Annotated in this window: 23 protein-coding genes, 1 tRNA gene and 1 pseudogene; 20 read left to right on the top strand and 5 right to left on the bottom strand. The window is 66.8% G+C overall.

Annotated features, from left to right (window positions below):
• Positions 1–8: 8 nt before the first annotated feature.
• Positions 9–866: a 3-deoxy-8-phosphooctulonate synthase gene (kdsA, locus tag SB816_RS09845; RefSeq protein ID WP_054502130.1), complete on the bottom strand. Its 858-nt coding sequence runs from the start codon at positions 864–866 to the stop codon at positions 9–11.
• Positions 867–1,073: 207 nt separating this feature from the next.
• On the opposite strand from kdsA, the pseudogene SB816_RS09840 reads away from it, so the two are divergent.
• The 3 genes and pseudogenes from SB816_RS09840 to SB816_RS09830 form a co-directional block, all read left to right on the top strand.
• A pseudogene (locus tag SB816_RS09840) lies at positions 1,074–1,643 on the top strand (HD domain-containing protein); the annotation flags it as partial.
• 36 nt (positions 1,644–1,679) lie between these two features.
• Positions 1,680–2,030, top strand: a complete 351-nt coding sequence (locus SB816_RS09835; protein ID WP_258955738.1) for a nuclear transport factor 2 family protein — start codon at positions 1,680–1,682, stop codon at positions 2,028–2,030.
• A 26-nt stretch (positions 2,031–2,056) separates the two neighbouring features.
• On the top strand, positions 2,057–3,274 hold the full coding sequence (locus SB816_RS09830) for a hypothetical protein (protein WP_116791472.1): 1,218 nt from the start codon (positions 2,057–2,059) through the stop codon (positions 3,272–3,274).
• Between the two features lie 23 nt (positions 3,275–3,297).
• On the opposite strand, the gene aqpZ is transcribed toward SB816_RS09830, so the two are convergent.
• On the bottom strand, positions 3,298–4,008 hold the full coding sequence (gene aqpZ, locus SB816_RS09825; RefSeq protein WP_410546860.1) for an aquaporin Z: 711 nt from the start codon (positions 4,006–4,008) through the stop codon (positions 3,298–3,300).
• A 173-nt stretch (positions 4,009–4,181) separates the two neighbouring features.
• On the opposite strand from aqpZ, the gene SB816_RS09820 reads away from it, so the two are divergent.
• The 5 genes from SB816_RS09820 (at position 4,182) to SB816_RS09800 (ending at position 6,811) form a co-directional block, all read left to right on the top strand.
• The gene (locus SB816_RS09820) at positions 4,182–4,610 is read left to right on the top strand and encodes a lysozyme inhibitor LprI family protein (protein ID WP_240806529.1); all 429 of its coding nucleotides are present in this window, start codon (positions 4,182–4,184) and stop codon (positions 4,608–4,610) included.
• A 104-nt stretch (positions 4,611–4,714) separates the two neighbouring features.
• Complete coding sequence (locus SB816_RS09815; protein ID WP_054502126.1) at positions 4,715–5,074, top strand: hypothetical protein; 360 nt, start codon at positions 4,715–4,717, stop codon at positions 5,072–5,074.
• An 11-nt stretch (positions 5,075–5,085) separates the two neighbouring features.
• Positions 5,086–5,598, top strand: a complete 513-nt coding sequence (locus SB816_RS09810) for a hypothetical protein (RefSeq protein ID WP_144657977.1) — start codon at positions 5,086–5,088, stop codon at positions 5,596–5,598.
• A 44-nt stretch (positions 5,599–5,642) separates the two neighbouring features.
• Positions 5,643–6,224 carry a hypothetical protein gene (locus tag SB816_RS09805; RefSeq protein WP_410546859.1) on the top strand — a complete coding sequence of 194 codons (582 nt, stop codon included), beginning with the start codon at positions 5,643–5,645 and terminating at the stop codon, positions 6,222–6,224.
• Between the two features lie 5 nt (positions 6,225–6,229).
• On the top strand, positions 6,230–6,811 hold the full coding sequence (locus SB816_RS09800) for a hypothetical protein (RefSeq protein ID WP_144657978.1): 582 nt from the start codon (positions 6,230–6,232) through the stop codon (positions 6,809–6,811).
• Between the two features lie 41 nt (positions 6,812–6,852).
• Here the strand turns inward: SB816_RS09800 and SB816_RS09795 are convergent, their stop codons facing one another.
• The 3 genes from SB816_RS09795 to SB816_RS09785 form a co-directional block, all read right to left on the bottom strand.
• Positions 6,853–7,584, bottom strand: a complete 732-nt coding sequence (locus SB816_RS09795; RefSeq protein ID WP_064526425.1) for a hypothetical protein — start codon at positions 7,582–7,584, stop codon at positions 6,853–6,855.
• 56 nt (positions 7,585–7,640) lie between these two features.
• Positions 7,641–7,883 carry a hypothetical protein gene (locus SB816_RS09790; RefSeq protein ID WP_064526422.1) on the bottom strand — a complete coding sequence of 81 codons (243 nt, stop codon included), beginning with the start codon at positions 7,881–7,883 and terminating at the stop codon, positions 7,641–7,643.
• A gap of 321 nt (positions 7,884–8,204) precedes the next feature.
• Positions 8,205–8,291, bottom strand: a tRNA-Leu gene (locus SB816_RS09785).
• 47 nt (positions 8,292–8,338) lie between these two features.
• Here SB816_RS09785 and dapC point away from each other — a divergent pair.
• The 12 genes from dapC (at position 8,339) to SB816_RS09725 (ending at position 26,603) form a co-directional block, all read left to right on the top strand.
• Positions 8,339–9,535, top strand: a complete 1,197-nt coding sequence (dapC, locus tag SB816_RS09780; protein WP_054502121.1) for a succinyldiaminopimelate transaminase — start codon at positions 8,339–8,341, stop codon at positions 9,533–9,535.
• A 28-nt stretch (positions 9,536–9,563) separates the two neighbouring features.
• Positions 9,564–10,385, top strand: a complete 822-nt coding sequence (dapD, locus tag SB816_RS09775; RefSeq protein ID WP_006395964.1) for a 2,3,4,5-tetrahydropyridine-2,6-dicarboxylate N-succinyltransferase — start codon at positions 9,564–9,566, stop codon at positions 10,383–10,385.
• The gene (gene dapE / locus SB816_RS09770) at positions 10,385–11,599 is read left to right on the top strand and encodes a succinyl-diaminopimelate desuccinylase (RefSeq protein WP_254603828.1); all 1,215 of its coding nucleotides are present in this window, start codon (positions 10,385–10,387) and stop codon (positions 11,597–11,599) included. The genes dapD and dapE overlap by 1 nt, the downstream gene beginning before the upstream one ends.
• Before the next feature lie 10 nt (positions 11,600–11,609).
• On the top strand, positions 11,610–12,506 hold the full coding sequence (gene prmB, locus SB816_RS09765; RefSeq protein ID WP_410546858.1) for a 50S ribosomal protein L3 N(5)-glutamine methyltransferase: 897 nt from the start codon (positions 11,610–11,612) through the stop codon (positions 12,504–12,506).
• Positions 12,503–14,437 carry an ABC-F family ATP-binding cassette domain-containing protein gene (locus tag SB816_RS09760; protein ID WP_175142846.1) on the top strand — a complete coding sequence of 645 codons (1,935 nt, stop codon included), beginning with the start codon at positions 12,503–12,505 and terminating at the stop codon, positions 14,435–14,437. The genes prmB and SB816_RS09760 overlap by 4 nt, the downstream gene beginning before the upstream one ends.
• A 123-nt stretch (positions 14,438–14,560) precedes the next feature.
• The gene (locus SB816_RS09755) at positions 14,561–15,049 is read left to right on the top strand and encodes an RNA polymerase sigma factor (RefSeq protein WP_064526411.1); all 489 of its coding nucleotides are present in this window, start codon (positions 14,561–14,563) and stop codon (positions 15,047–15,049) included.
• Positions 15,046–15,978: a FecR family protein gene (locus tag SB816_RS09750; protein ID WP_116791366.1), complete on the top strand. Its 933-nt coding sequence runs from the start codon at positions 15,046–15,048 to the stop codon at positions 15,976–15,978. The genes SB816_RS09755 and SB816_RS09750 overlap by 4 nt, the downstream gene beginning before the upstream one ends.
• A gap of 138 nt (positions 15,979–16,116) precedes the next feature.
• The gene (locus SB816_RS09745; RefSeq protein WP_372412923.1) at positions 16,117–18,747 is read left to right on the top strand and encodes a TonB-dependent receptor plug domain-containing protein; all 2,631 of its coding nucleotides are present in this window, start codon (positions 16,117–16,119) and stop codon (positions 18,745–18,747) included.
• A 140-nt stretch (positions 18,748–18,887) separates the two neighbouring features.
• On the top strand, positions 18,888–21,524 hold the full coding sequence (locus tag SB816_RS09740; protein ID WP_410546857.1) for a TonB-dependent receptor plug domain-containing protein: 2,637 nt from the start codon (positions 18,888–18,890) through the stop codon (positions 21,522–21,524).
• Between the two features lie 173 nt (positions 21,525–21,697).
• Positions 21,698–24,247, top strand: coding sequence for a TonB-dependent receptor (locus tag SB816_RS09735; protein WP_410546856.1), 2,550 nt, complete (start codon positions 21,698–21,700; stop codon positions 24,245–24,247).
• 128 nt (positions 24,248–24,375) lie between these two features.
• A complete protein-coding gene (locus SB816_RS09730) occupies positions 24,376–25,038 on the top strand; it encodes a hypothetical protein (protein ID WP_054502113.1) in 663 nt (220 codons plus the stop codon).
• Positions 25,039–25,223: 185 nt separating this feature from the next.
• A complete protein-coding gene (locus SB816_RS09725) occupies positions 25,224–26,603 on the top strand; it encodes a cytochrome-c peroxidase (RefSeq protein ID WP_410546855.1) in 1,380 nt (459 codons plus the stop codon).
• Positions 26,604–26,656: the final 53 nt, after the last annotated feature.

The following is a 26,656-nucleotide window of genomic DNA, read 5'->3' as shown; positions in this document are numbered from 1 at the left end:
AGGCGGCATCAGGGTTCGATATCGATGGGCGCAAAGGATTTCACCAGATCGTCCAACTGCTTGAGCTGGGTCAGGAACGGCTCCAGCTTGTCCAGCGGCAAGGCGCTGGGGCCATCGCACTTGGCATTCCTGGGGTCCGGATGGGCCTCCAGGAACAGACCCGCCAGCCCCACGCCCATGCCCGCCCGCGCCAGTTCCGCGACCTGCTCGCGGCGACCGCCCGAGGCCGTATCCAGTGCCGAGCGCTGCTGCAGCGCGTGGGTGACGTCGAAGATCACCGGCCGGTTGCCGGACACCTTCTTCATGACGCCGAAGCCCAGCATGTCCACCACCAGGTTGTCGTAGCCGAAGCTGGTGCCGCGGTCGCACAGGATGATCTGCTGGTTGCCCGCCTCGGTGAATTTCTCGACGATGTTGAGCACCTGGGTGGGGCTCAGGAACTGCGGCTTCTTGATGTTGACGACGCGGCCGGTCTTGGCCAGCGCCACCACCAGGTCGGTCTGGCGCGCCAGGAACGCCGGCAATTGCAGGATGTCGGCCACTTCGGCCACGGGAGCCGCCTGCCAGGGTTCGTGCACGTCGGTGATCACAGGCACGCCGAAGTTCTGCTTGACCGCCTCGAAGATCTTCATGCCCTCTTCCAGGCCTGGGCCGCGGTAGGAATGGATCGACGAGCGGTTGGCCTTGTCGAACGACGCCTTGAACACGTAGGGAATGCCGAGTCTGGTGGTCACGCGCTGGTATTCCTCGCAGGCGCGCAACGCGAGATCCTTGGATTCCAGCACGTTGATTCCGCCGAACAGCACGAAGGGCTGGTCATTGGCGCAGGTGATGGAGGGCGAGATGACGACTTCCGGGGCGGTCATGGGAGAGCGATCCTGTAAAGATGTAGCGGGTGATAGTGCGTAATGTACAACCAGCCCGACCCGGACCCGCCCGCCGCGGCCGGCCGAGGCCGGTTGCTCAGGGCCGGCGGGCGCGGATGGCGTCATCGCGGCGGTCACAAGATACACTCGTTGGCGGGAAGCGATACGCGCGAGCGTATTGAGAACAGACTTACGACAACCTGATTCATGGACACCGACACACTACAGGGCCGGCTCGAGTTCCTGCGGCAAGCCGAAAAGCTGAAAGACGTCCTGCGCAGCGCCCGCAGTTCGGGCGGACGCCAGGAAAGCACGGCCGAGCACACCTGGCGCCTGTGCCTGATGGCGATGATGCTCGAAGACGGCCTGGCGGACCTGGATTTCGCCCGCATCCTGCGGCTGTGCGTAGTGCACGACCTGGGCGAGGCCATCCATGGCGACATCCCGGCGACGCAGCAGGCGACGGGCGCCGACAAGGGCGCCCAGGAACGGCTCGACCTGCTGCAACTGGCCGCTGCGCTGGACGCCCCGGCGCGCGCACGGCTGCTGGCCCTGTGGGACGACTACGACAAGGCCGGCTCGCCCGAGGCCCGCGCGGTGAAGGCGATGGACAAGCTGGAGACGCTGCTGCAACATAACCAGGGCGCCAATGCCCCGGACTTCGACTATGCGTTCAACCTGGACTACGGCCGCAAGCACACCGACGCCCTGCCCCTGTTCCGGGAGATCCGCCGGCTGCTCGACGCCGACACCGAAGCGCGCATCCGCCAGCAGGCCGCGGCACGCGACGCGTCCCCCGCCCGCCCCGCCGACGTGGTGCAGCGGCAACTGGACGCCTACAACGCCCGCGATATCGAGGCGTTCATGCCGGCCTGGGCAGAGGACTGCCAGTATTACGCCTTTCCCGACACGCTGCTGGCCAGCGGCCGCGCCGAAATCCGCGCGCGCCACCTCGAGCGCTTCCAGGAACCCGACCTGCACGGCAGGCTGGTCAACCGGATCGTCAATGGCGACATCGTGGTGGACCAGGAGATCGTCACCCGCAACTTCGCCGACGGCCCCGGCGAGATCGACGTGGTCGCGATCTACGAAGTGCGCGGCCAGCACATCACCCGGGCCTGGTTCAAGCTCGGCCAACCGCGATTACACCCCAGACCGGCATAGCGACGCCCCCACCAGGTGAGACAAGCATGGGATTCCTAGACTCGCTGTTCCGGCGCAAGCCCACGCAAGATCAGTTCGCCACGCTGTTCATCGCCGCCGTCCGGCAACGGGGCTACACCGGCGAGCTCACCTACAAGGCCGACGAGTTCCGCCTGCTGCACGGTGACAGCGCCTACTTCAACCTGCACAACGCCTACCACGCCTATTGCGATGCCCGCGGCGGACAACGCCAGGGCGCCTTGCAGGGCTATGTCTCCACCCTGCTCAGCAGCGGCCAGGCCATGCCGCACTCGCTGGCCGAAGCGCGCGCGCTGCTGCGTCCCGTCATCCGTGGCCGCAGCGCCGTCGAGGCCGTGCGCATGCACCACCTGCGCAACGACGGCAACGACGCGGCGTTCCAGCCCGCCGTGCGCCCCTTCGGCGACGACTGCGTGGTGCTGCTGGCGCTGGACCGGCCGGAATCCATCGCCACCCTCACCAACGGGCCCGAAGCCTCCTGGGGCATCACGTTCGACGAAGCGCTGGCCATCGCCATCGACAATCTGCGCGACTCGGCCGACAACTTCGTGGAGGTGGCGCCGGGCGTCTACGGCGGCGGCTGGGAAGACGGCTATGACATCAGCCGCGTGCTGCTGCCCGACATGCTGGAGCGCGTCCCGGTGCGCGGCCGGCCGGTCTTCATGATGCCGACCCGCGACCTGCTGCTGGTCAGCGGCGACAACGACACCGAAGGCCTGATGAAGATGGCCGAGCTGTGCCAGCAGGTCATCCCGCACGGCCGGCCCGTCTCGCCCTGTATGTACCGCTATGGCGAGGCCGGCGTCGAACGCTACCGGCCGCCGCACGACGAATTGCTGCAGCGCCAGGCCCACCTGGCGCGCACGCTGGCCAAGGGCGACTACGACGCCCAGAAAGAGGCGCTGGACCATCTTTACGAGGAACAGGGCGTCGACGTGTTTGTCGCCACCTACAACCTGTTCGTGCAGGACGGCGACGCCGACGCCTCGTTCTCGCTGGCCACCTGGACCCGCGGCGTGGACACCTCGCTGCCCGAGGTCGACCGTCTGGCACTGGTGCGCCCGGACGCGACCGACGAGATCGGCGAAGTCCGGGTGGTCGCCTGGACGCAGGCGGTGGCCATGCTGGCCCCGCTGCTCGAGCGCGAGAACCTCTATCCGGTGCGCTACCGCACCCGCGGGTTTCCCAGCGATGCGCAGTTGGCCCGGTTGCAGGCGATGGACTGACCCGGGTCGGCGCGCCCCGCTCCTTACGCCTGCGAGGCTGGCTCGCTCACCAGCCGGTAGGCCAGCGCCCCGATGATCGCGCCGGCGATCGGCGCTGCCCAGAACAGCCACAGTTGCTCCAGCGCCCAGCCACCCACGAACAATGCCGGGCCGGTGGAACGCGCCGGATTCACCGACGTATTGGTGACGGGAATGCTGACCAGGTGGATCAGCGTCAACGCCAGGCCAATGGGGATGGCGGCGAAACCGGCAGGCGCCCGCTTGGCGGTGGCGCCCAGAATCACGAACAGGAACCCCGCCGTCATCACGACTTCGGTGACCAGCGCGGCCGCCACCGAATACTTGCCGGGCGAATAGGCGCCGTAGCCGTTGGCGGCGAAGTGACTGCCCTTGAGGTCGAAGCCCAGCTTGCCATCGGCGATCACCGCCAGCACCGCCGCCGCGGCGATGGCGCCCAGCATCTGCGCCAGCGCGTACGGCAGGATCTCGCGCGCCGGGAAGCGACCGCCGGCCACCAGCCCGACCGTGACGGCGGGATTGAAGTGCCCGCCGGAGATATGGCCGACCGCGAACGCCATGGTCAGCACCGTCAGGCCGAACGCCAGCGCCACGCCGGCGAAACCGATGCCCAACTGCGGAAACCCGGCGGCCAGCACCGCCGCGCCGCAGCCGCCGAGCACCAGCCAGAAAGTGCCGAAGAATTCCGCGCCGCAGCGTTTCGATAAGGGATACATGACTTGCCTCCGCAACAGAAAACCCGACGGTAGCCCGCGCCGGGAATTGCGACTTCAAAGCAATGAAAATTCCTGCTGGTTCTTGACAGTACTTGACGATGACGCCCCCCGCCATGCTGCAACACGGCTAGGACGAACGGCGGCGGCGGGCGGTATGCTTCGCCTGCGCGGCCATGCCGCGCGCCCCTTCCCTGTTTCCCATCCACGCCGTCATGATCCGACACGCCTTCGCCCTCTCCCTGATGCTGTCTCCCGCCCTGGTCCTGGGCGCCTCCACGCCGGACTACATGGGCCAGTACGACCGCTGCCTGCGCGACGCAGGCGTCACCAACAACGGCACCGTGGGCGCCTGCGCCGAAGGCGTCTCGGCGGCGGCCAAGCGGGAGATCAACACGCTCTACGCCCGGATCCAGGCGCGCCTGGCCAGCGATTTCCCGGAAGACGCCACCAAGTTGGAACAGACGCAGAAAGCCTGGCTGGCCTACCGCAACGGCCATTGCGCCCTGGCCGGGGCGCACGTCGGTTCGCCCATGTATGAATACTGCCCCATGCTGCTCAATATCAGCCGCGCCGCCGAACTGCGGGAACTGGCGGGCGACTGACGATGCGGCGGAACGCGGCGGCGCTTGCCGCGGCGCGGCGGCGTTGGTAACTTTGCCGTGCTTGGCCTCGCGTTACCCATTTTTCGAATAGGACAACGCCCACCATGACCATCGTCGTATACGCCGCCAACGCCCGCACCCTTTGGGAGACCATCCAGGCAGACATCGCCCCCCTCAGCGTCCGAACCACGACCAGCGGTAACAGTTGGCGCAAGGACGACAGCGGCCGCGCCACGAAGATCTACCGGGCCACGCCCACCGGCCAGCATGACGAACGCGCCTACTTCGTCGGCACCGTGCGCACAGGCCAACTGATGCTGCTGGACCTGCTGCCCGGCAGCGAGCCGCTGACCTGGCCGCTGTTCGGCGCGCTGCATGGCCATTTGTCCGGCATGCTGCTCGCGACGTATCCCGACGCGATCCTTTCCCTGAACCTGTTTCCCAACAAACCCACCGACGTCTGAGAAGCCACGCTGTGCTGCTGTTATCCGTGTGTGTACTGGCCGCCATGTCGCTGGGCGCGCTGACGTGGCGCCTCGCGCGCCGGCCCGCCGGCAAAACGCGCGGCGACATTGCCCGCTCGGCCGCCGCCGGCGCCGCCCTGTTCGCCGCACTGGGGCCCCCGGTTGGCACCCTGGTCTTCGCGCTGTTCGTGGCCATCTCCTCGATAAGCGTCGAGGCGCTGTTCACGTCGATCTTCCTGGTGCCCTGGTCGTACCTGTACGGCGGCGTGCCCGCGCTGCTGTGCGGCCTGGTGGCGGGCGCCTGCCGCCCCGCCACCCCGTCATGGCGCTCGTATTGCTGGCCGGGGCTGCTGGGCGGCCTCTACGCCTTCACCTTCCTGCTGGGCTTCGCGGTGCGCGAATACACCCTGCCCGAAATGAGCTTTCCAATGTTCCTGGGAGGCGTGCCCGGCCTGATAAGCGGCGCGGTCTGCGCGCGGGTGTTCTACGGCAGGCAGCAACCCCCCCTTGCCGCCACCGCGTGAGCGCCGCCGCCCGCTGTTTTCCCCATCACCCAATGGAAGCATCCATGACGATCTGCCTGTCCCGCCTGTTCGCCACCCTGGCCGCCAGCCTCTGCGCTGGAGCCGCCCTGGCCGCCCCTGTCACCTCGGTCGCCGACGCGCAGGCCAAGCTGGCCGCCATGACGCCCGCCTCGCGGATCGAGTGTCACGCCGACGGCGGCAACAGCGCGCAATGCAGCGCCGACGGCTACACCGTGATGTACCTGGGCGACTGCGGCGAAGGCGCCGCCTTCGGCTCGATCGCCGGCGACGGCGGCGTTGACCTGAATGACCGCGTCGACGGCCAGGGCAAACCGGTGGCTCACGTCATGGACCGCCAGTTCGTCTGCATTCCGGCCATGGTGCGCAAGGGCGAGGAACAGCGCCACTACGTGATCGCCGTGCCCACCGCCAGCGTGCCCGAATGCCGTGGCAACGCGCTGTGCAAGGACGCCGACCTGCCGGTGCAATGGAAGCGGGCCAAGCGCGGCCAGGCCTGCGAACGCACCAAGGATGACGACTACCAGGGCGACTGCGCGGCCGGCTGGGTGGACGTCGGCCAGATCGACCAGTACGACACGCTGGCCCCCGCCAAACCGGCCCGCTGAACGTCATGACGCGCCGCCTCGTTTCGATTGCCCTGCCGGTGTTTGCGGCCGTGTCCGCTTCGGCCTGCGCGCTGGCCGCGAACGTCGTTGCGCACCCCGATCCGCAAGCGCGCCAGCGCGTGGACCTGAGCGTGCGCGTCGAGGACGCGCCGGGCCCCTTCGAACGCATTGACGGTCATGCCGACTACCGGGTCGAGAACCCGGACTGCGTGCCGCTGACCGCCGTCACCGGCGCCACGGTGGTGCCGGAGCAACGCGCGCCCGTCTCATTCGAGCCCGCCGCCGATGGCGGCTATCGCGCCGAAATCCTCCTCGACCGATTCCGCGACGAGGACTATTACGGCCAAGGGGTATGTCATTGGGCGCTGGTGGCCGTGACCGCCGATCTGCGCCACGGGCAGGTCGACTTCAGCCCTGCCATCTACCTGGCCGACATCGTCTCCGGGCGCGACGTGGTGAAGCACTTTTCGAACAGGTCGTACGCCAACGCCGGCACTGCACGCATCGATATCGGCGCCGACAGCGCCAGCGCGTTCAACGATCCGCGGGCGACGTTCCGCATCCGGCTGCAGGCCGCGACGCGCTAGGCGGCCGCGGGGCCGCGGGCGGACAGCGAGGGGCCGCCGGTTCAGCCCTGCGCTATGCCGTAGTGCCGATAGAACGCCGCGATCGGCGCCTCGGCCGCCAGCGCCCGCAGCGGAAAGCATGCCGCCAGATCGCGGACATCGCCCGCTCGCGCCCAGCCCGCCTCGAACTCCCGCACGGCTTGCGCTCTCAACGCGCCATCGCGACGCAGGAACTGTCCCCAGAGCGACACGTTGCGAAAGCGATCACCCGCCAGGCGCAGGCTGCCGACATAATCCGCCGGGAAACAGCGCCGGTAGGCCGGCAGGTTGTACAGCCATGACGTTCCCGCCACCCTCCTGGCTGCTGGCCGATCCCGCCGGATGGCATGAAACAGTGACCGCAATTCGTCGATTCTCAGCGGCAGGCGGCTGCCGTTCAGCGGCGATGCCGGCGCCGGCTCGGCATTGCGGAAATGCAGCCGCACGGTGGCGGCATCCTGCATGACGTAGGAAAAACAGCCAGAAACGGCGCCGGACGTGTCCACGCCTGGCCGGTCCGCGCCCAGCCGCAGGTAATGTCGATACGTCCAGTCACCAATGTCCGGCGCAGCCACGAGCCCGTCGGCGTATTCCCGCCAGGCCGCATGACCGGCATCGAAGTCGCGACCCAGTCCAAACCGGATATAGACATTGGTGTAGTCCATCACGGCGCGCTCCAGGGAAATTCCCGCCAGGGCGCGCGCCGCCTGCGCAAAGCGCAGTTGCAGGTCAAAAAAGGCCTTGCCGTATTCCATCGCGAGCGATTCCGCCAACAAAACGGCCCGCGGTCAGGCGGGCCGTTCCTGTTCGATCAATTGCCGGCGGCGCGGCGCAGCCGGTCCAATTCGGCGCGGTTCAGGCGCTTGGCCTCGTCCTCGGCGTAATCGCGCTCGCCCGCTTCGTACTTGCCGTCATACAGGCAACTGCTGCGGCTCACCCGGCATTCGAGACTGACGCGCGACGAGTCGGGGCCGGATGACGACGCCGGCGCCGACCAGACATTCAGGGGAGAGGAGGAAGAACAGCCCGATGCGAGCCCGGCGAGCAACACCATCAATGCGCCGCGGCCAAGTGATTGAATCGACAACAATTTACCCTCGCTCGACAAGAAAAGCTTCAGGCCTCTTTATAACAAGCGAGACAAATGCGGTACAGGCGCGCGCTACAGGCAAGTGAGCCCGGCGCCCGGGCCGAGGCCTCGATCAGGATTGATCCACCATTTGATAACAACCCTTGGGTTATCAACCATTTGATTAATAAGGACATTCCAAAGGGAGAAAAATGAAAAAACCCCGAGACACAAACATGTCTCGGGGTCATCGCTCGGAGTCGTGGGACAGTGACGGCGGGGCGCCGGTCACGATCCGAATAGGGTTGGTGCGAAGGAGGGGACTCGAACCCCTACACCTGTTACGGCGTCAGGACCTAAACCTGGTGCGTCTACCAATTTCGCCACCTTCGCAATAGGCCAAGCCCGCTATTGTAGCTTGCTTGTTAAAATCTTGCGTCATGAATCCGCGCCTCGATGCCCTGCACCCCTACCCGTTCGAAAAACTGCGCGCCCTGCTGGCCTCGGCCACTGCGCAACCGGACGGCCTGACGCCCATCAACCTGTCGATCGGCGAGCCCAAACACGCCGCGCCGGAACGCGTTGCGCAGGCCATTCGCGACAACCTTGGCGGACTGTCGGTGTACCCGTCGACCAAGGGCGATCCTGCGCTGCGCCAGGCCATCGCCAACTGGCTGGCACAGCGCTACAGCATCCCGGCACCTGACGCCGAGACCCAGGTGCTGCCGGCGCTCGGCTCGCGCGAGGCGCTGTTCGCCTTCACCCAGACCGTGATCGATCCGGCGGCCGGGTCGGTGGTGATCTGCCCCAACCCGTTCTACCAGATCTACGAGGGCGCCACGCTGCTGGCCGGCGCCACGCCCTATTACGTCAACGCCGACGCGCTGCGCAATTTCGCCTGCGACTGGAACCAGGTGCCGGACGAGGTCTGGAAAAAGACCCGCATGGTGTTCGTCTGCTCGCCCGGCAACCCGGCCGGCAACGTCATGACGCTGGACGAATGGGAAGACCTGTTCGCCCTGTCCGACCGCCACGGCTTCGTGATCGCCTCCGACGAGTGCTACTCCGAGATCTACCTGGACGAAGGCAATCCGCCGCTGGGCGGCCTGCAGGCGGCGCGCCGCCTGGGCCGCAACGACTACCGCAACCTGGTGGCCTTCTCCAGCCTGTCCAAGCGCTCCAACGTGCCGGGCCTGCGTTCGGGTTTCGTGGCGGGCGACGCCGCGTTGATCGGCCGCTTCCTGCGCTACCGCACGTATCATGGCAGCGCCATGAGCCCGCTGGTGTCGGCGGCCAGCATCGCCGCCTGGACCGACGAGGCTCACGTCAAGGACAACCGCCGCCTGTACCGCGAGAAATTCGAGGCGGTGCTGCCGATCCTGCAGAACGTGCTGGATGTGCAGCGTCCGCAGGCCTCGTTCTACCTGTGGGCAGCCACCCCGGGTTCGGATACCGCGTTCGCGCGTGACCTTTACGGCCGTACCGGTGTTACCGTGCTGCCGGGCAGTTTCCTGGCGCGCGAAGCGCACGGCGTGAATCCCGGCCAGGGGCGCATCCGCCTGGCCCTGGTGGCGCCGTTGGCCGATTGCGTGCAGGCGGCCGAACGCATCGCCCATTTCGTACATACTTCCGTTTGATCAACCTTTTTTGAAAAGCTGAGCCGCTATGACTCTCGACCTCCAGACCACCATCGAAAAAGCCTGGGACGACCGGGCCAACCTGTCGCCCTCCGACGCCAGCGCCGAAGTGCGCGAAGCCGTCGAACACACGATCGACGGGCTGGACCTGGGCCGCCTGCGCGTGGCCGAGAAAATCAACGACGACTGGGTCGTGCACCAGTGGATCAAGAAGGCCGTGCTGCTGTCGTTCCGCCTGTACGACAACGCCATCATGGGCCAGGCCCCGCTGCAGTTCTACGACAAGGTGCCGCTCAAGTTCTCGGAATACGGCGACAACGCCTTCAAGCAAGGCGGCTACCGCGTGGTGCCGCCCGCCGTCGCCCGCCGCGGCGCCTTCATCGGCCGCAACGTGGTGCTGATGCCCTCGTACGTCAACATCGGCGCCTACGTCGATGAAGGCACCATGGTCGACACCTGGGCCACCGTCGGCTCGTGCGCCCAGATTGGCAAGAACGTCCACCTGTCCGGCGGCGTCGGTATCGGCGGCGTGCTCGAGCCGCTGCAGGCCAACCCCACCATCATCGAAGACAACTGCTTCATCGGCGCCCGCTCGGAAGTCGTGGAAGGCGTGATCGTCGAAGAGAACTCGGTGCTGGCCATGGGCGTGTACCTGTCGCAAAGCACCAAGATCTATGACCGCGCCACGGGCAAGGTCACCTACGGCCGCGTGCCGTCGGGTTCGGTGGTGGTGCCGGGTTCGCTGCCCTCGGCCGACGGCTCGCACAGCCTGGCCTGCGCCGTCATCGTCAAGCGTGTCGACGCGCAGACCCGCGCCAAGACCAGCATCAACGATCTGCTGAGGGCGTAATGCGCACGACCGCACGGCCGCCCGAAGGGCGTGCACCCTCCCTTGGGGAGGCAGCCGCGCAGCGGCAGGAGGGCCAACCTCCTTCGGTTGTTCTGGATCTGGTCAAGGACCTGATCGCCCGTCCGTCGGTCACTCCGGCGGACGCCGATTGCCAGGCGACGCTGGCCGCGCGCCTGGCGCCGCTCGGCTTCACCTGCGAAACCATCGCCCAGGGCGGCGTCACCAACCTGTGGGCGCGCCGTGGCAACACCGCGCCGCTGGTGGTCTTCGCCGGCCACACCGACGTGGTGCCCCCGGGCCCGCGCGAGAAGTGGGAAAGCGATCCGTTCGTGCCCACCGAGCGCGACGGCTACCTGTACGGCCGCGGCGCCGCCGACATGAAAAGCTCGATCGCGGCCTTCGTGGTGGCAGCCGAGGAATTCGTGGCGGCCAACCCGCGGCACGGCGGCTCGATCGCCCTGTTGATCACGTCGGACGAGGAAGGCCCGTCGATCGACGGCACCGCCATCGTCTGTGACGCGCTCAAGGCGCGCGGCGAGCAGATGGACTACTGCATCGTCGGCGAACCCACCTCGGGCGACGTGCTCGGCGACACCTGCAAGAACGGCCGCCGCGGCTCGCTGTCGGGCACGTTGACGGTCAAGGGCGTCCAGGGCCACGTGGCCTATCCGCACCTGGCGCGCAACCCTGTGCACCAGTTGGCGCCGGCGCTGGCCGAGATCGTCGCGATCGAGTGGGATCAGGGCAACGAGTACTTCCCGCCGACCACGTTCCAGGTCTCGAACCTGAACTCGGGCACGGGCGCCACCAACGTGGTGCCGGGCGAGGCGGTGGCGCTGTTCAACTTCCGCTTCTCCACCGCCAGCACGCCGGAAGGCCTGAAGGCGCGGGTGCACGAAGTGCTGGACCGCCATGGCCTGGAATACACGCTGGACTGGGAGCTGGGCGGCGAGCCTTTCCTGACCCCGCGCGGTTCGCTGACCGATGCGCTGGTGCAGGCCATCCAGGCCGAGACCGGCGTGACGGCCGAGCTGTCGACCACCGGCGGCACGTCCGATGGCCGCTTCATCGCCAAGATCTGCCCGCAAGTCATCGAGTTCGGCCCCTGCAACGCCACGATCCACAAGGTCAACGAGCGTATCGAGCTGGCCTCGCTGGACCCGCTGAAAAACATCTATCGGCGCACGCTGGAAAACCTCCTGCCCGCCGCTTAAAAAGCCTCTCATGTATCAATCCGCCCGCCAAGAACTGCTGACCCTGCGCGACCTGATCCGCTACGGCGTATCGCGCCTGAACGCCGCCCAGGTGGCGCTGGGACACGGCAGCGACAACGCCTGGGACGAGACGGTCTACCTGGTCCTGCACGCGCTGCACCTGCCGCTGGACACGCTGGAGCCCTTCCTGGACGCCCGCGTGCTCACCGAGGAACGCAACCGCGTGCTGGAGCTGATCGACCGCCGCGTCACCGAGCGCGTGCCGGCCGCGTATCTCACCAACGAGGCCTGGCTGCGCGGGCATCGCTTCTACGTGGACGCGCGCGTCATCGTGCCGCGCTCGCCCATCGCGGAGCTGCTGGACGAAGGCCTGTCGCCCTGGGTGCAGGACGCGCAGGCCGTCGACAGCGTGCTGGACATGTGCACCGGCTCGGGCTGCCTGGCGATCCTGTCGGCCCTGGCCTTCCCCTACGCTCAGGTGGACGCCGTCGACGTGTCGCCCGACGCGCTGGAAGTCGCCCGCCGCAACGTCGATGACTACGGCCTGGGCGATCGCCTCGCGCTGCACCAGAGCGATCTGTTCGACAGCCTGCCCGAACGCCAGTACGACGTCATCGTCTGCAACCCGCCCTACGTCAACAGCGGCTCGATGGACGTGCTGCCGCAGGAATACCGCCACGAGCCGCACCTGGCCCTGGCCGGCGGCGCCGACGGCATGGACCTGGTGCGCCGCATCCTGCAGGCGGCCCCGCGCTACCTGTCGGAGAACGGCGTGCTGGTGCTGGAGATCGGCCACGAGCGCGATTTCTTCGAAGCCGCCTTCCCTGAGCTGTCGCCGGTGTGGCTGGATACGGAAGAAGCGTCCGACCAGTTGCTGCTGCTGACCCGCGAGCAGTTGACGACGTGATCCGCGCCTCTGGATTGACCCTGCGTCGCGGCACCAAGGTGCTGCTGGACGACGCCGAATTCGTGGTGCACCCGGGCGAACGCGTCGGCATCGTCGGCAAGAACGGCGCCGGCAAGTCGTCGCTGTTCGCGCTGCTGACCGGCGCGCTGGACCTGGACGCCGGCAACCTGGCGCTGCCGGCCGGCTGGCGCATCGCCAGCGTCGAGCAGGAACTGCATGCCGACGACCGCCCCGCGCGTGAATTCGTCATCGACGGCGACACGCCGCTGCGCGCGCTGCAGGCGCGCCGCGCCGAACTCACCGACGACCAGGGCACGCAGATCGCCGAAGTCGAAGCGGCGCTGGTCGAGGCCGGCGCCTGGAGCGCGGCCTCGCGCGCCGAGCAACTGCTGGCCGGCCTGGGCTTCAAGCCGGCCGAATGGAGCCAGCCGGTGGCGAGCTTCTCCGGCGGCTGGCGCATGCGCCTGGCGCTGGCGCGCGCGCTGATGGCGCCGTCCGAACTGCTGCTGCTGGACGAGCCCACCAACCACCTGGACCTGGACGCCATGCTGTGGCTGGAGAAATGGCTGGCCGCCTATCCCGGCACCGTCATGCTGATCTCCCACGACACCGAGTTCCTGGACGCGGTGGCCAAGTCCATCCTGCATTTCGATCACGCCAAGCTGGTGCGCTACCGCGGCGGCTACGGCGACTTCCTGACGCAGCGCGCCGAGCGCCTGCGCCAGACCAACATCGCCTACGAACGCCAGACGCGCGAAGCCGCGCGCCTGCAGGGCTTCATCGACCGCTTCAAGGCCAAGGCCTCCAAGGCCAAGCAGGCCCAGAGCCGGGTCAAGGCGCTGGCCCGCATGCAGGTGTTGGCGCCGCTGCACGCCGAGGCCGGCATCGACATCCGCATTCCCTCGCCCGACCAGGTGCCCGATCCGCTGCTGACGCTGGAACACCTGTCGGCCGGCTACACCGACGCGGCCGGCAACGAAGTGCCGATCCTGCGCGACGTGACGCTGATGGTGCGCGCCGGCAGCCGCGTCGGCGTGCTGGGCGCCAACGGCGCCGGCAAGAGCACGCTGATCAAGACCCTGGCCGAGGAACTGCCGGTGCAGGCCGGCGAACGCCGCGCCTCGCGCGGGCTGGCGATCGGCTATTTCCACCAGCACCAGCTCGACATGCTGGACGTGGACAGCACGCCGCTGGCCCACCTGGCGCGGCTGTCGCCGGAAACGCGCGAGCAGGAATTGCGCAACTACCTGGGCGGCTTCGGCTTCTCGGGCGACACGGTCAACAGCAAGGTCGGGCCAATGTCGGGCGGCGAAAAGGCCCGCCTGGCCCTGTCGCTGATCGTCTGGCAGAAGCCCAACCTGCTGCTGCTGGACGAGCCCAGCAACCACCTGGACGTCGAGACGCGCGAGGCCCTGGCCGCCGCGCTGGCCGAGTTCGGCGGCAGCATGCTGCTGGTCTCGCATGATCGCCATCTGCTGCGCACCACCGTGGACAGCTTCTGGATCGTGGCCGACGGCGCCGTGCGCGAATTCGACGGCGACCTGGAGGACTACCGCGACTGGCTGGCGGCCCGCAACGCCGGCGAACGCGCCGAGGCCGCCCGCGAGAACGCCGAGAATGGCGAGGCCGTGGTCGACCGCAAGGCGCAACGCCGCGCCGAGGCCGAGCAGCGCCAGCGCCTGTCGGCGCTGCGCAAGCCGCTGGAAGCCAGGCTGGCCAAGGTCGAGACCGAAATGGAGAAGCTGCGCGCCAAGCTGCAGGCCCTGGACGCGGTGATCGCCGACCCGGACCTGTATTCCGATGCGCGTCGCGCCGAGCGCCAGAAAGTCATGGCCGAACATGGCGAACACGGCAAGCGCATGGAGACGCTGGAAGAACAGTGGCTGGAATTGCAGGGCTCGCTCGAAGAAATCGAACAGGGCGAAGCCTGAGCCGCGGGCGGACGGCATGGGCCGTCCGCCCTTTCCCTCGGGGCGCAACACCCAATAACAATAATAATTATCATTTATAATTCGACGCGAATCTGACTCTATCTGGCGCGAGGCGTCAGCGACATGTCTTCGCTTACCGATGTATTTCTGCGGCACTACCGCGAAGTGCTGGGCTTTCTGGCCATGCGCACTGGCTCGCGCGACGTGGCCCAGGACTGCGCCCAGGACACCTGGATCAAGCTGGCCGAGTTCCAGGACAAGACCCTGCCGGACAACCACCGCGCCTATGTCTTCCGCGTGGCGGCCAACATCGCCACCGACTGGCACCGCCGCCGGGGCCGCGAACTGAACGTGGTGGCCGACTATGCCGCCACGCAGCCGCCCGCCTTCGAGGCCGACACGCTGGAAGTGGCTTCGGCCAACCAACTGCTGCGGCGGCTCGAAACCGCCCTGCTGCGCCAGCCGCGCCGCAGCCTCGACGTCTTTGTCCTGCATCGCCACGAAGGACTGACCTACCGCGCCATCGCCGAGCGTTTCGCGATTTCGGTGAGCGCGGTCGAGAAACACATGATGCGCATCCTGCTGGCCTGCGACCAGGCGCTGTCGGCATGAGCAAGGCCAGCACCCCGGGCAATTCCGCCACCGCGGACGAGCAAGCCTCGCGCTGGGTGATCCGCCACAGCGGCCAGCCGCTCGATGCACAGGCGCAGGCCGAGTTCGACGCCTGGTACCACGCCGATCCCCGCCATGCCGCCGCCTACGACAGGCTGGCGCGGGTGTGGCGCCGCATGGGCGAGATCGACCGCGGAAAATTGGCTGCCCGCCCGCCGCGCAAGCGCCATACGGCGCTGGCGCTGGCACTCGTCGCCGCCACCGGCACGACCGCGTACGCGCTGCGCGACTTCCAGCCTGGCGCCGACTACGCAAGCGACACGCAGCCGCTGCGCGTCGCCCTGCCCGATGGCTCGCGCGCCATCCTGGACGCGCATTCGGCGATCGCCGTGGACTTCGGCCCCGACAGGCGCGAGGTGCGCCTGCTGGCCGGCCAGGCGCTGTTCGAGGCCGCGCCGCGCGGCACCGCAGGCCCGGCCTTCAGCGTGGTGACGGCGGACGCCAGCGCCACGGCCCTGGGCACCCGCTACGCGGTCGCGCGCGACCGCGACGCGACGCGCGTCACCGTCTACACGCACCAGGTGGCGGTGCAATGCCTGGCCTGTGCGGACCGGCAACCGCAAACGCTGGACGCCGGGCAACGCATCGCGGTTTCGGCCGAAGGCATGGTCCAGGATGCGGCGCCGCATGAAACCGCGCCCGCCTGGAGCCAGGGAATGCTGGCCTTCAACAACACCGCATTGCCCGAGGCGGCCGCGCAGTTGGCGCGCTACACGGGCAAGCACATCCTGGTGCTGGGCGAGCTGGCGCGCGACACCCGAGTGTCGGGCACGGCCGGCGTCGCCGACCCCAAGCGGGCGCTCGACCTGCTGCTGGCGCAGACCAAGGTGCGCATCACCGACCTGCCGGGCCTGCTGATCCTGCGCTGATCACGCCGCCCTGCCCGTTTCGATCAATGCCAATCGGTAAATAAGAATCAATATAAATTATTCATCAATTCTGCAATGAGGGGTTGCGTCCTACGCCGCGTCCTACGGCTGACATCAACAGCAGCGTAGGACGTTTTCATGCCTTTCCCTCTTGACCGCAAACGCCGGCCCGGCGCCTCGGCCGCCCTCCTTTGCGTCATGCTGGCCATTGCCGCGCCCGTCATCGCCCAGCCGCCCGCGCGCACCATCGCGTATGACCTCCCGTCGCAGCCGCTGGGCGACGCCCTGCTCGCGCTCGGCCGCCAATCGGGCCTGGAGATCTCGTTCCCGCCAGCCGCCGTGGCCGGCAAGATGTCGCCCGCGCTGCAAGGCGAGTATTCCGCCCTGCTCGCGCTGGACCGCCTGCTGGCCGGTTCCGGACTGGCGCTGCGCGCCGAAGGTCCGGGCCGCTATATCGTCTTCGTCGACAAGGCACATCCCTTCTCCACCTCGCGGCTGGAGCCGGTGCGTGTCTACGGCGAACAGGCCGGCGAACGCACCTATGGCCAGCAGGAGATCGCCGAAACGCCTTCCTCCAACCGCGACCTGAGCACGCTGGTGGCAAGCCACCCGGCGGTGCGCACGAATCCGGGCGCGGCCGGCTCACAGAACCGCGGCTCGCTCAACGTCGAGGACATCTCCTTTCACGGCGCCAGCCCCTACCAGAACCTGTTCCAGATCGACGGCATCGACGCCACCAACCGCGTCGACCCGGCCAGCAAGAACCTCAACCTGCAGGTCGGCAACGTGCCCAGCAATCCGCAGTCGTACTTCGTCGACACCAGCCTGCTGGAAGCCGTGCGGGTGTACGACAGCTTCGTGCCGGTCGAATACGGCCGCTTCACCGGCGGCGTGGTCGATGCGCGCCTGCGCCGCTTTTCCGGCGAGAACCACCTGAAGTTCGACTACCGCTGGAACACGTCGAAGATGACGCGGCAGCATGTAGCCGAAGGCGAGGAGAATAGCTGGGCGCAGGGCCAGCCGGGCTATTCCCCCGAATGGAAGAAGCGTTTCTATTCGGCCGTGGGCGACTTCGCCTTCAACGACAAATCCGGCGTGGTGCTGGCCATGTCACGCCGCGAATCCGACATCACGCGCTGGAACATGGGCGTGGACGACAAAGGCCAGCCGCAACAGGGCCAGGACACCTACCGCGACCGCGTCGACAACTTCCTGGGCAAGTTCAGCGTGCGCGCCAGTGCCGACACCACCGCCGACCTGACGCTGAAATACAGCGACCGCAGCGAGACCTTGTCGAGCTACCTGTTCCGTGACACGCATTGGGACAACAACCACGGCGCCTACGGCCTGAGCGGCAACCTGGACCACCTGTTCCAGGGCGGCCGCGTCTCGCTGCAGGCCGGCTGGGACCACGCCACCAGCGATCGCCAGTCGGTCGGCGATGAACTGGTGACCTATCAACCCTACCGACTGCCGCAATACACCGCGGGCGGCTTCGGCAAGGAGCAGACGCGGCAGGACACCTGGACCCTCAAGGGCCGCGTCGACCTGGATCCGGTGCGCACCGGCATCTTCACCCACAGCCTGTACGCGGGCGCCGATCTGCAACAGGTCGACGCCGGCTTCAAGCGCTTCCAGGATTCGTATTCGTTCCGCCGCGCCTACAACAACAAGGGCACCTACCAGGACTTCAGCAAGGTCCACTACCTGCCCGGCACGGTCAACGTGAAATACAACATGGCCAGCGTGTACCTGTCCGACCGCATCGAGTGGCAACGGCTGGCGCTGGACGCCGGGTTGCGCTACGACCGCGAGACCTTCCTGGGCAACGCCAACGTGTCGCCGCGTACCCGCCTGGAATGGGACGTGCTGGGATCGGGCGACACGCTGCTGAGCGCGGGCTGGTCGCGTTACTACGGCGGCGAGGTGCTGGAGACGGCGCTGGAGGCCGAGCGCAGCCGCCTGCGCCGCCAGGTGCTCGACAGCAAGGGCAGGCCCGTGGCCGATGGCGGCAAGGAGTACTTTGTGGATTACCGCGGCCTGCGCATGCCGTATGACGATGAATGGGCGGTGTCGCTGCGCCAGCGCATGGCAGGCATCGAGGGCTTGCTGAGCTACGTGCATCGCAACGGCCGCGACCAATGGACCAAGAGCGGCACGCAGGCCACCGGCTACACCTACAACAACGACGGCTTCTCCACCACCGACGGCGTCAGCCTGACGCTGCGCACGCTGGAGCCCTGGCGCCTGGGGCCGACGCGCTGGAACATGCAGGCATCGTGGAGCTGGCAGAAGCGCAAGACCAACGGCGACCTGGTCACGGGCTATACCGCCGATGCCCGCGATCCGGATGACCGGGTGATCTACAACGGCTCGGAGATCCGCGCCATCGACCTGCCGCCCAGCACCTTCTACCAGCCCCAGGTCGCTACGCTCACGCTGATCGGCGCCTACCCGCGCGCCGGCCTGACCTGGAGCAACAAGCTGAACTGGCGCAGCAAGCGCGACGCCACCATCTACGTTGGCGTCGGCCCGCGCCCGCAATACCTCGACCGCTACGAATCCGGCGAGCTGCCATCGTACTGGACCTGGGACACCAAGCTGGCGTGGCAGCCGACCTTCGCGCGCAACCTGGAATTCACGGTCGAAGTGCTGAACCTGCTGAACCGGATGCCGGCGGTCACGGCCAGCAATCCCAACCTGAAGGCCAACCGCAGCACGTTCCAGTCGGGACGCGAACTGTGGCTGCAGGTGGGATATCGGTTCTGAAGCGGGCCTGACACGGGGCGCAAGCATTCATCCGGTCTGACTTCGACGCGTCGCATGGCTTACCGGCCGGTTTGACGCTGAGGTTCCCCGTCGACCGCCGCGTCCTATGGCTGGTTTCCAATCAGCCATAGGACGCTCGCATGCCTCTCTCATTCAACGGCCGTTTCCGCGCCAACGCGTCGGCCGCGATCTTCTGCGCCACGCTGGCCATGGCCGCCCCCGCCCTGGCCCAGTCGCCCAACCGCACCTTCGACTATGACATTCCAGCGCAACCGCTGGGCGACGCCTTGCTGGAACTGGGTCGCCTGTCCGGCCTGCAGATCTCGTTCCCGCCGGCCGCCGTGGCCAATAAGGCCTCGTCCGCCCTGCGGGGAGAAACGTCGGCGCTGGCGGCGCTGAACCAGTTGCTGGCAGGCTCCGGCCTGGCGCTGCGCGCCGACGGGCCGGGACGCTATATCGTCTTCGAGGACAAGGCCAATCCGTTCTCGGCATCGCGGCTTGAGCCGGTACGCGTCTACGGCGAGCAGATTGGCGGGCGCCTCTATAGCCGCGAGGAGATCGCGGAAACGCCGTCGTCCAACCGGGACCTGAGCACGTTGGTGGCGACGCATCCGGCGGTCCGCACCGACCCCGGTGCGGCGGGTTCGAAGAATCGGGGATCGCTGGATGTCGAGGAAATTTCATTCCATGGCGCCAGCCCCTACCAGAATCTGTTCCAGATCGATGGCATGGACGCCACCAACCGCGTAGACCCGGCTAGCAAGAATCCGAACCTGGTCGTCAACAACGTGCCCAGCAATTCGCAGTCCTACTTCGTCGACACCAGTCTGCTGGAATCGGTGCAAGTGCATGACAGCTTCGTGCCTGTGGAATACGGTCACTTCACTGGCGGCGTGGTGGATGCAAAATTGCGCCGGTTCTCCGGGCAGAACCATCTGAAGCTGGACTACCGTTGGAACAGCTCCAACATGACCCGACAGCGCACGGCGCATGGCGATGAACAAAAGTGGTCACAGGGCCACTTCGACTACTCACCCAAGTGGAAGAAGAACTTCTATTCGGCGCTGGGCGATGTCGCATTCAGCGAAAAGGCCGGCATGGTATTGGCATTGTCTCGTCGCCAATCCGACATCACGCGGGCAGCCATGGGCGTTGACGACAAGGGTCAACCGGAGCTGCGCGAGGGAACCTACCGCAGCCAGATCGATAACCTTCTGGGCAAATTCAGTGTGCGTCCCGCCCCGGACACCGTCGCCGACCTGACGCTGAAATACAGCGAGTATCGCCAGGCCCTGGCCGACGCCTATTTCCGCGACACCACCTGGGACAATTATCACAGTGGACGGGGCGTCGACGGCAAACTGGAACATCGATTCCAGGGCGGGCGCTTTTCTCTGCAAGCGGGATGGGATCGCGCCACCAGCCACCGGCAATCGGTTCGTGAAGAGTTTGTTTCCTATTTCACTCCGCCGATCAAAAAGGTCCAGTACGCGGTGGTGGGCTTTGGCAAGGAGCAGACGCTGCAGGACACCGGCGTTCTCAAGGGCCGCGTTGACCTGGATCCGCTACGCACCGGCATGTTTGCCCACACCGTCTACGCGGGTTCAGAGCTGCGGCAGACCCACGCTCGATTCAAGCGATTTCAGGATGCCTATGCGTACCGCCGCAGCCAGTTCGCCGATGGCACTGTCCAAGACAGCAATAGAACCCACTACCTTCCCGGGACGGCCGCGGTAAAGCATCACACTGCCAGCCTGTATCTGTCGGACCGCATCGAATGGCAACGACTGGCCCTGGATGCCGGGCTGCGCTACGACCGCGACAGCTTTCTTGGCAACGACAATCTGGCGCCCCGCACGCGCCTGGATTGGGACATGTTCGGAACGGACGACACCGTGCTGAGCATGGGATGGTCGCGCTACTACGGCGCACAGATACTGGGCATCGCCATGGAGGCGGAGCGCGCGCGCCTGAAACTGCACGAGACGGACAAGAATGGAAACCCGATCGCGGATGGCCGCAAGCCGTATACGGTGGAATACAAGGGGTTACGCACGCCGTATGACGACGAATGGGCGATATCGCTGCGCCAACGAGTGGCGGGTCTCGAGGGCGCGCTGAACTATGTACATCGCAACGGGCGGGACCAGTGGACAAACGTCAACGTCAACGCCAACACCTCCCGATACAACAGTGATGGTCATTCCACGACCGACGGCATCAACATGACCGTGCGTACGCTTCATCCGATTGCCCTGGGAAGGACCCGCTGGACCATGCGCGCCACCTGGGGCTGGCAGCGGCGCCGCGCCAACACCGAGTTGGCCAAGGGCTATAACGACCACGCGGGGGATCCTGATGAACAGGTGCTATATAACGACGCGCGGATTCGCGCCTTCGACCTGCCAACCAATTCGTTCTTCCAACCGCAAGTCGCCACCTTGACCCTGACCGGAGCCTACCCGGGCGCGGGCCTCACGTGGAGCAACGCATTCAACTGGCGCAGTGCGCGCGACGCGATTTTCTATACAGGCAAAGGTCCGGCTCCGGAATTTCTCAACAGCTACACATCGGAGAAGTTGCCATCCTACTGGACCTGGGACACCAGGTTGAAATGGCAGCCCACGTTCGCACGCAACCTGGAAGTGACCATCGAAGTTCTGAACCTGCTCAATCGCATGCCTGCGGTCACGGGCAATAGACCCAAACTCACGGCGGACCATCGCACCTATCAATCCGGACGCGAGCTCTGGTTGCAGGTCGGCTATCGCTTCTGACGAAATCGGACAATATGACCGACCGATCGTTGCTACGCCGCTGAGGTCCTGGCTGGCTTGCGGCGTCCCACTGCCGACATCCACGGAACCCGGGACGCCTCATGCCACGCCATTTTCCCCCCACACGCACATCCGCGCTTCTTTTCTGCGCCTTGCTGGCCCTCGCCGCTCCCTTGACGGCCCAACCGCTTACCGACACCATCCGCCTCTGCATCCCCTCCCTGCCGCTGGGCGACGCGCTGGTCGAACTGGGACGCCAATCCGGGCTCGAAATCTCGTTCCCGCCCGAGGCGGTGGCGAACAAGATGTCGCCGGTCGTGCGGGGCCGGTTTCCAGCCCGGCTGGCGCTCGACCGGATGCTGGAAGGCTCGGGCCTGGCGCTGCGCGCGGACGGCGCGAACCGCTACATCATCTATGTCGACAAGTCGGCCCCGGCCAGCACTTCGCGGCTGGAGCCCGTTCGCGTCTATGGCGATCAAGTCGGCGAGCGTTTCTACGACCAGCAAGAGATCGCCGCCACGCCATCGTCCAACCGCGACCTCAGCACGCTGGTGGCGAATCACCCCGCAATGCGTACCAACCCAGGCGCGGCGGGCTCCCAAAATCGCGGCTCGCTTGATGTCGAGGACATTTCGTTCTACGGCGCCAGCCCCTACCAGAACCTGTTCCAGATCGATGGTATCGACGCCACCAATCGCGTCGACCCGGCCAACAAGCGGCTGGCCCAGGCGGGGGGCAACGTGCCCAGCAATCCGCAGTCGTACTTCATCGACACCCTCCTGCTGCAAACCGTGCAGGTGCGCGACAGTTTCATCCCGGTCGAGTACGGACGTTTCAACGGCGGCGTCGTCGATGCGCGGCTGCGACGCTTTTCCGGCGAGAGCCACCTGAAGTTAGATTATCGCTGGAATACATCCAACATGACCCAGCAGCGCGTCTCGCCCGGCCAGGAGAGCAAGTGGGCCGAGGGAGAACCCGGCTTCACGCCGCGATGGAAAAAGCGCTTCTATTCGGCCGTGGCCGATATCGCCGTCAACGACAGGGCAGGCCTGGTGCTGGCGATGTCGCGCCGGCAGTCCAGGATCGAACGCTGGATCATGCGCGTGGACGACAAGGACAAGCCCCTGCGCACGCCCAACACCTATGGCGATCGCGTCGATAATTTCCTGGGTAAGTTCAGCGTGCGTGCCAGCGCCGACACGCTGGCCGACCTGACGCTCAAATACAGTGACCGCGGAGAAACGCTGGCCAGCAACCTGTTCCGCGACACGCATTGGGACAATAATCATGGCGCATATGGCGTCAACGGCAACCTGGAACACCGCCTCGGCGCGGGGCGCCTGACGCTGCAAGCCGGCTGGGACCACGCCATGAGCAACCGCCGCTCAATGAGCCGCGAATGGGTTACGACGCGCCCCTATGGGTTGCCGTCGTACTTCAAGGGCGGTTTCGGCCGCGAGCAGAAGCAGCAGGACACTTTGGTGCTCAAGAGCCGTATCGATCTCGATCCGCTGAGCACCCGTACGTTCACGCACAACATCTACGCGGGGATCGACGTGCAACAGGTCGACGCGGCCTTCAAGCGCCCGCAACTGTCGACCGCCTACACGCGCACCTACCGCAGCGTCGACGCCTATGCCGATACCAACTTGTCGCTGTGGCAGCCGGGCACCGTGCGCGCTCGTTCGCGCACGGCCGCGCTGTACTTTTCCGACCGCATCGAGTGGCGGCGCCTGGCGCTGAATGCAGGGCTGCGTTATGACCGCGAGAGCCTGTTCCGCAGCAACAACGTGGCGCCGCGCACGCGCCTGGATTGGGACGTGTTCGGTTCGGGCGACACCTTGCTGAGCGGCGGCTGGTCGCGCTACTACGGCGGTCCGGTCCTGGAAACCGCGCTCGAGGCCGGACGCCTGCGGCTGTTGAAACGCGTGACGAACATCAAGGGCGAGCCGGTACCCGCCGAAGAGCAGGATTTCTCCGTCGACTACAGCGGCCTGCGCATGCCGCATGACGACGAGTGGGCCCTGTCGCTGCGCCAGCGCATGGCAGGACTGGAAGGCCTGCTGAGCTATGTCCGCCGCATCGGCCGGCAGCAATGGATCAAAGCCGGCAAGATCAGTACGGGCTTCAAATACCGCAACGGCGGCGGCTCCACCACTGACGCCGTCAGCCTGACGTTGCGCACGCTGGCACCCTGGCATGCCGGCCCCACGCGCTGGACCATGCAGGCATCCTGGAGTTGGCAGAAACGCAAGACCAACGCAGATCTGGTCACGGGGTATGGCGGCGACGCGCGCGGCCCTGAAGAGCGTGTGATTTACAACGGCTCGGAGATCCGAGTCATCGACCTGCCGCCCAGGAGTTTCCACCAGCCCCAGGTCGCCACGCTCGCGCTCACCGGCGCCTGCCCCAAAGCCGGGCTGGCCTGGAGCAACATGCTGAACTGGCGCAGCAAGCGCGACGGCGTCATGTATATCGGCAAGGGTCCCGCACCATACCGGCTGGATAGCTACAAGTCGGGCGACCTGCCCTCCTACTGGACCTGGGACACGCAGCTCACCTGGCAGCCCACCTTCCTGCCGCGCCTGGAACTGACGGTGGAAATCCTGAACCTGCTCAACCGCATGCCCGCGATTGTCGCAAGCAATCCCAACCTGGCGGCCGACAACACCACCTATCAATCCGGACGCGAGCTCTGGTTGCAGGTCGGCTATCGCTTCTGACCGACAAATCAGACGATGCGGCATGGAGCGCCGCGGCCTTCGTCCCTAACATGCGCCGTGGCCATCCCGGCCATGGCGCGGGTTCTCCATCGGGACGCCAGTCGCGCCGTCACGCAGGAGCTATTTGCATGGCATTGAGCCGATCCCAGACCGAAATCAAAGCCGCCATCGCGGAACACGGCCGGCAGCGCGGCTTCAGCCCCCCGACCATCCAGATCGCGGCGGACATTGCCTACATCGAATCGGCGTTCGGCGCCTCGCCGCGGTGCCCCGACGCCAGCTCAAGCGCATCGGGCCTGTTCCAGTACACGGACGAGGCCTGGTACGCGCATCATCAAGCCGTGGGCGAAAAGGACGCCCCGGGCAGCCAGATCGCCGCTTTCTACACCGACCTGGCGACCTACGCGGCCTGGTACCACAGTCCCGCCACCAATCGCCATATCCCCGACGACATGCCGCTGGGGGAATTCGTCTTCGTCATGCACCACGGCGGGCGGGGCGGACCGGTCTTGTTCAAGGACACCGCGCGCGATCTCTATCGCAAGCATGTCACCGACGATACCCGGTTGCTGACCGCCACCCATCCCGCCCCCCGCCCCGGCGCGCTCGTGCTCGACGCCGAGGCTTACACCGGCTATCCGGTGGCGGGTGACAGCGCGGGATGCATCAAGATCGGCCCGAACGGCGTGGCGTATATCGACTACATCCTGGAACCCCTGCTGTCGCGAGCGGAACGGCGCGGCATCGTCGAGCGGGATCCCGCCGGGGCATTCCGCCTTCTTGGCGAATGAGGGACCGGCAAGGCAAAGCCAGCCACGACGCGGCGCCAATCAAAAGGCGCCTGGCACGGGTCATCGGCCCTCATGCGCCAATCAAAAAATCGATATCCATATAAATTATTCATCGATTGCGTGCTGAGGTATTGCAATCGTCGCAGCGTCCTACGCCTGACACCAACGCGACACGGAACGTATCGATGCCCCTGCGTGGCAAATCCCGGCTCCGGCAGAACGCCCTGGCCGCCTTCCTGCATGCCATTCCGCTGGCCCTCGTGCTCGCCACCCCGTCCACCGCTTCTGGCCAGCAGCGCGCCGCCACGCCATCCGGCATCGCGCCCGGCGCCGCCGCTTGCCACGACCCGGCGGGCTGGAACATCGCCTGCCTGCGCGCGCGCTATTCCGGACCCCCGGCCGGTTGGCCCGCGCCCACCATCGACGTCGGCGTGCAATGGCATGAATGGGCGCCGGTCCCGCCCGTCGCCGACCCGCCGCTGCAATGGACCGCCGCGAATTCCGGCCAGGCCGAACTGGCCGCCGACGTGGCGCGGCCGGCAATCGTGGCGCTGGGTCAGATGCTGTTCTTCGATACCCGCCTGTCGCGCAAGGGCCAAATCTCCTGTGCCTCCTGCCACCAACCGCAGCGCGCCTTCACGGACGGTCTGCCGCTCGCGGTGGGCGAGGACAAGCTGATGGGCCGGCGTCGCTCCACGCCGCTGTATGCCGCGCCGTTCGCGCCCCGGCTGTTCTGGGACGGGCGCGCGTCCAGCCTCAAGGAGCAGGTGATGGGGCCGCTGCACGACCCGCGGGAAATGAACCATGACGCCGCCGGGGCAGTGGCGCGGCTGCGGGAGACCGACAAGTATCCCGCGCGCTTCCTGGACGCGTTCGGCGGCGCGACGGCGGCGTCTTCTCCAGCGACTGCATCGGCTTCATCAACAGTTGCGCCGGCTTCATCAGCGGCTGGCTCAACGGCATCGGCATCGGCATCGGCATCGGCATCGGCATCGGCGGCAATGATACCGACAGCTCAAGCGCCTGGGGCATCGACCACGGCATCCGCCATCGACGCCGACCGCCTGGCGCGCGCACTGGCCGCCTACGTGGCCTCGCTGCGCCCGGGGAAGACCCGCTTCGACGAGTTCCTCGCTGGCCGCGTCGATGCGCTGGACGACACCGAGCTACTGGGCCTGCACCTGTTCCGCACGCAGGCGCGCTGCATGAACTGCCACAATGGCCCCTTGCTCACCGACCATCAGTTCCACAACATCGGCCTGTCGTTCTACGGCCGCCGCAACCAGGACCTGGGGCGCTATGAAGCCACGCGCGATCCCGCCGACCTGGGCAAGTTCCGCACGCCGAGCCTGCGCAACGTGGCGCAGGCCGGCCCGTGGATGCACAACGGCCTGTTCCCGGATCTGCGGGGACTGCTGCGGATGTACAACGCCGGCATGGGCCGAGAGACGCCGCCGGCCGATCCCCCGGACTCGTATGCGCCGCGCAAGTCGGAACACATCAAGCCGCTCGACCTGAGCCCGGCCGAGATCGACGCCCTGCTGGCGTTCCTGAAAACGTTGTAGCGGACGCCGCCGACCCCGCGCCGCGGAAAAAAGAATGGCCGCGGCTGGAGCCG

The sequence above is a fragment of the Achromobacter sp. SIMBA_011 genome (assembly GCF_046535435.1).
Taxonomy (GTDB): domain Bacteria; phylum Pseudomonadota; class Gammaproteobacteria; order Burkholderiales; family Burkholderiaceae_B; genus Achromobacter; species Achromobacter dolens.
This window is presented reverse-complemented; position numbering and strand designations above follow the sequence as displayed.

Coding starts and splice junctions, on each gene's coding strand:
- SB816_RS09820 (WP_240806529.1), top strand. CDS start 4,182: ATGCCGCGCGCCCCTTCCCTGTTTCCCATCCACGCCGTCATGATCCGA.
- dapE (WP_254603828.1), top strand. CDS start 10,385: ATGCGCACGACCGCACGGCCGCCCGAAGGGCGTGCACCCTCCCTTGGG.
- SB816_RS09795 (WP_064526425.1), bottom strand. CDS start 7,584: ATGGAATACGGCAAGGCCTTTTTTGACCTGCAACTGCGCTTTGCGCAG.
- dapD (WP_006395964.1), top strand. CDS start 9,564: ATGACTCTCGACCTCCAGACCACCATCGAAAAAGCCTGGGACGACCGG.
- aqpZ (WP_410546860.1), bottom strand. CDS start 4,008: ATGTATCCCTTATCGAAACGCTGCGGCGCGGAATTCTTCGGCACTTTC.
- SB816_RS09730 (WP_054502113.1), top strand. CDS start 24,376: ATGGCATTGAGCCGATCCCAGACCGAAATCAAAGCCGCCATCGCGGAA.
- SB816_RS09805 (WP_410546859.1), top strand. CDS start 5,643: ATGACGATCTGCCTGTCCCGCCTGTTCGCCACCCTGGCCGCCAGCCTC.
- SB816_RS09755 (WP_064526411.1), top strand. CDS start 14,561: ATGTCTTCGCTTACCGATGTATTTCTGCGGCACTACCGCGAAGTGCTG.
- SB816_RS09800 (WP_144657978.1), top strand. CDS start 6,230: ATGACGCGCCGCCTCGTTTCGATTGCCCTGCCGGTGTTTGCGGCCGTG.
- dapC (WP_054502121.1), top strand. CDS start 8,339: ATGAATCCGCGCCTCGATGCCCTGCACCCCTACCCGTTCGAAAAACTG.
- SB816_RS09725 (WP_410546855.1), top strand. CDS start 25,224: ATGCCCCTGCGTGGCAAATCCCGGCTCCGGCAGAACGCCCTGGCCGCC.
- prmB (WP_410546858.1), top strand. CDS start 11,610: ATGTATCAATCCGCCCGCCAAGAACTGCTGACCCTGCGCGACCTGATC.
- SB816_RS09745 (WP_372412923.1), top strand. CDS start 16,117: ATGCCTTTCCCTCTTGACCGCAAACGCCGGCCCGGCGCCTCGGCCGCC.
- SB816_RS09830 (WP_116791472.1), top strand. CDS start 2,057: ATGGGATTCCTAGACTCGCTGTTCCGGCGCAAGCCCACGCAAGATCAG.
- SB816_RS09815 (WP_054502126.1), top strand. CDS start 4,715: ATGACCATCGTCGTATACGCCGCCAACGCCCGCACCCTTTGGGAGACC.
- SB816_RS09740 (WP_410546857.1), top strand. CDS start 18,888: ATGCCTCTCTCATTCAACGGCCGTTTCCGCGCCAACGCGTCGGCCGCG.
- SB816_RS09790 (WP_064526422.1), bottom strand. CDS start 7,883: ATGGTGTTGCTCGCCGGGCTCGCATCGGGCTGTTCTTCCTCCTCTCCC.
- kdsA (WP_054502130.1), bottom strand. CDS start 866: ATGACCGCCCCGGAAGTCGTCATCTCGCCCTCCATCACCTGCGCCAAT.
- SB816_RS09750 (WP_116791366.1), top strand. CDS start 15,046: ATGAGCAAGGCCAGCACCCCGGGCAATTCCGCCACCGCGGACGAGCAA.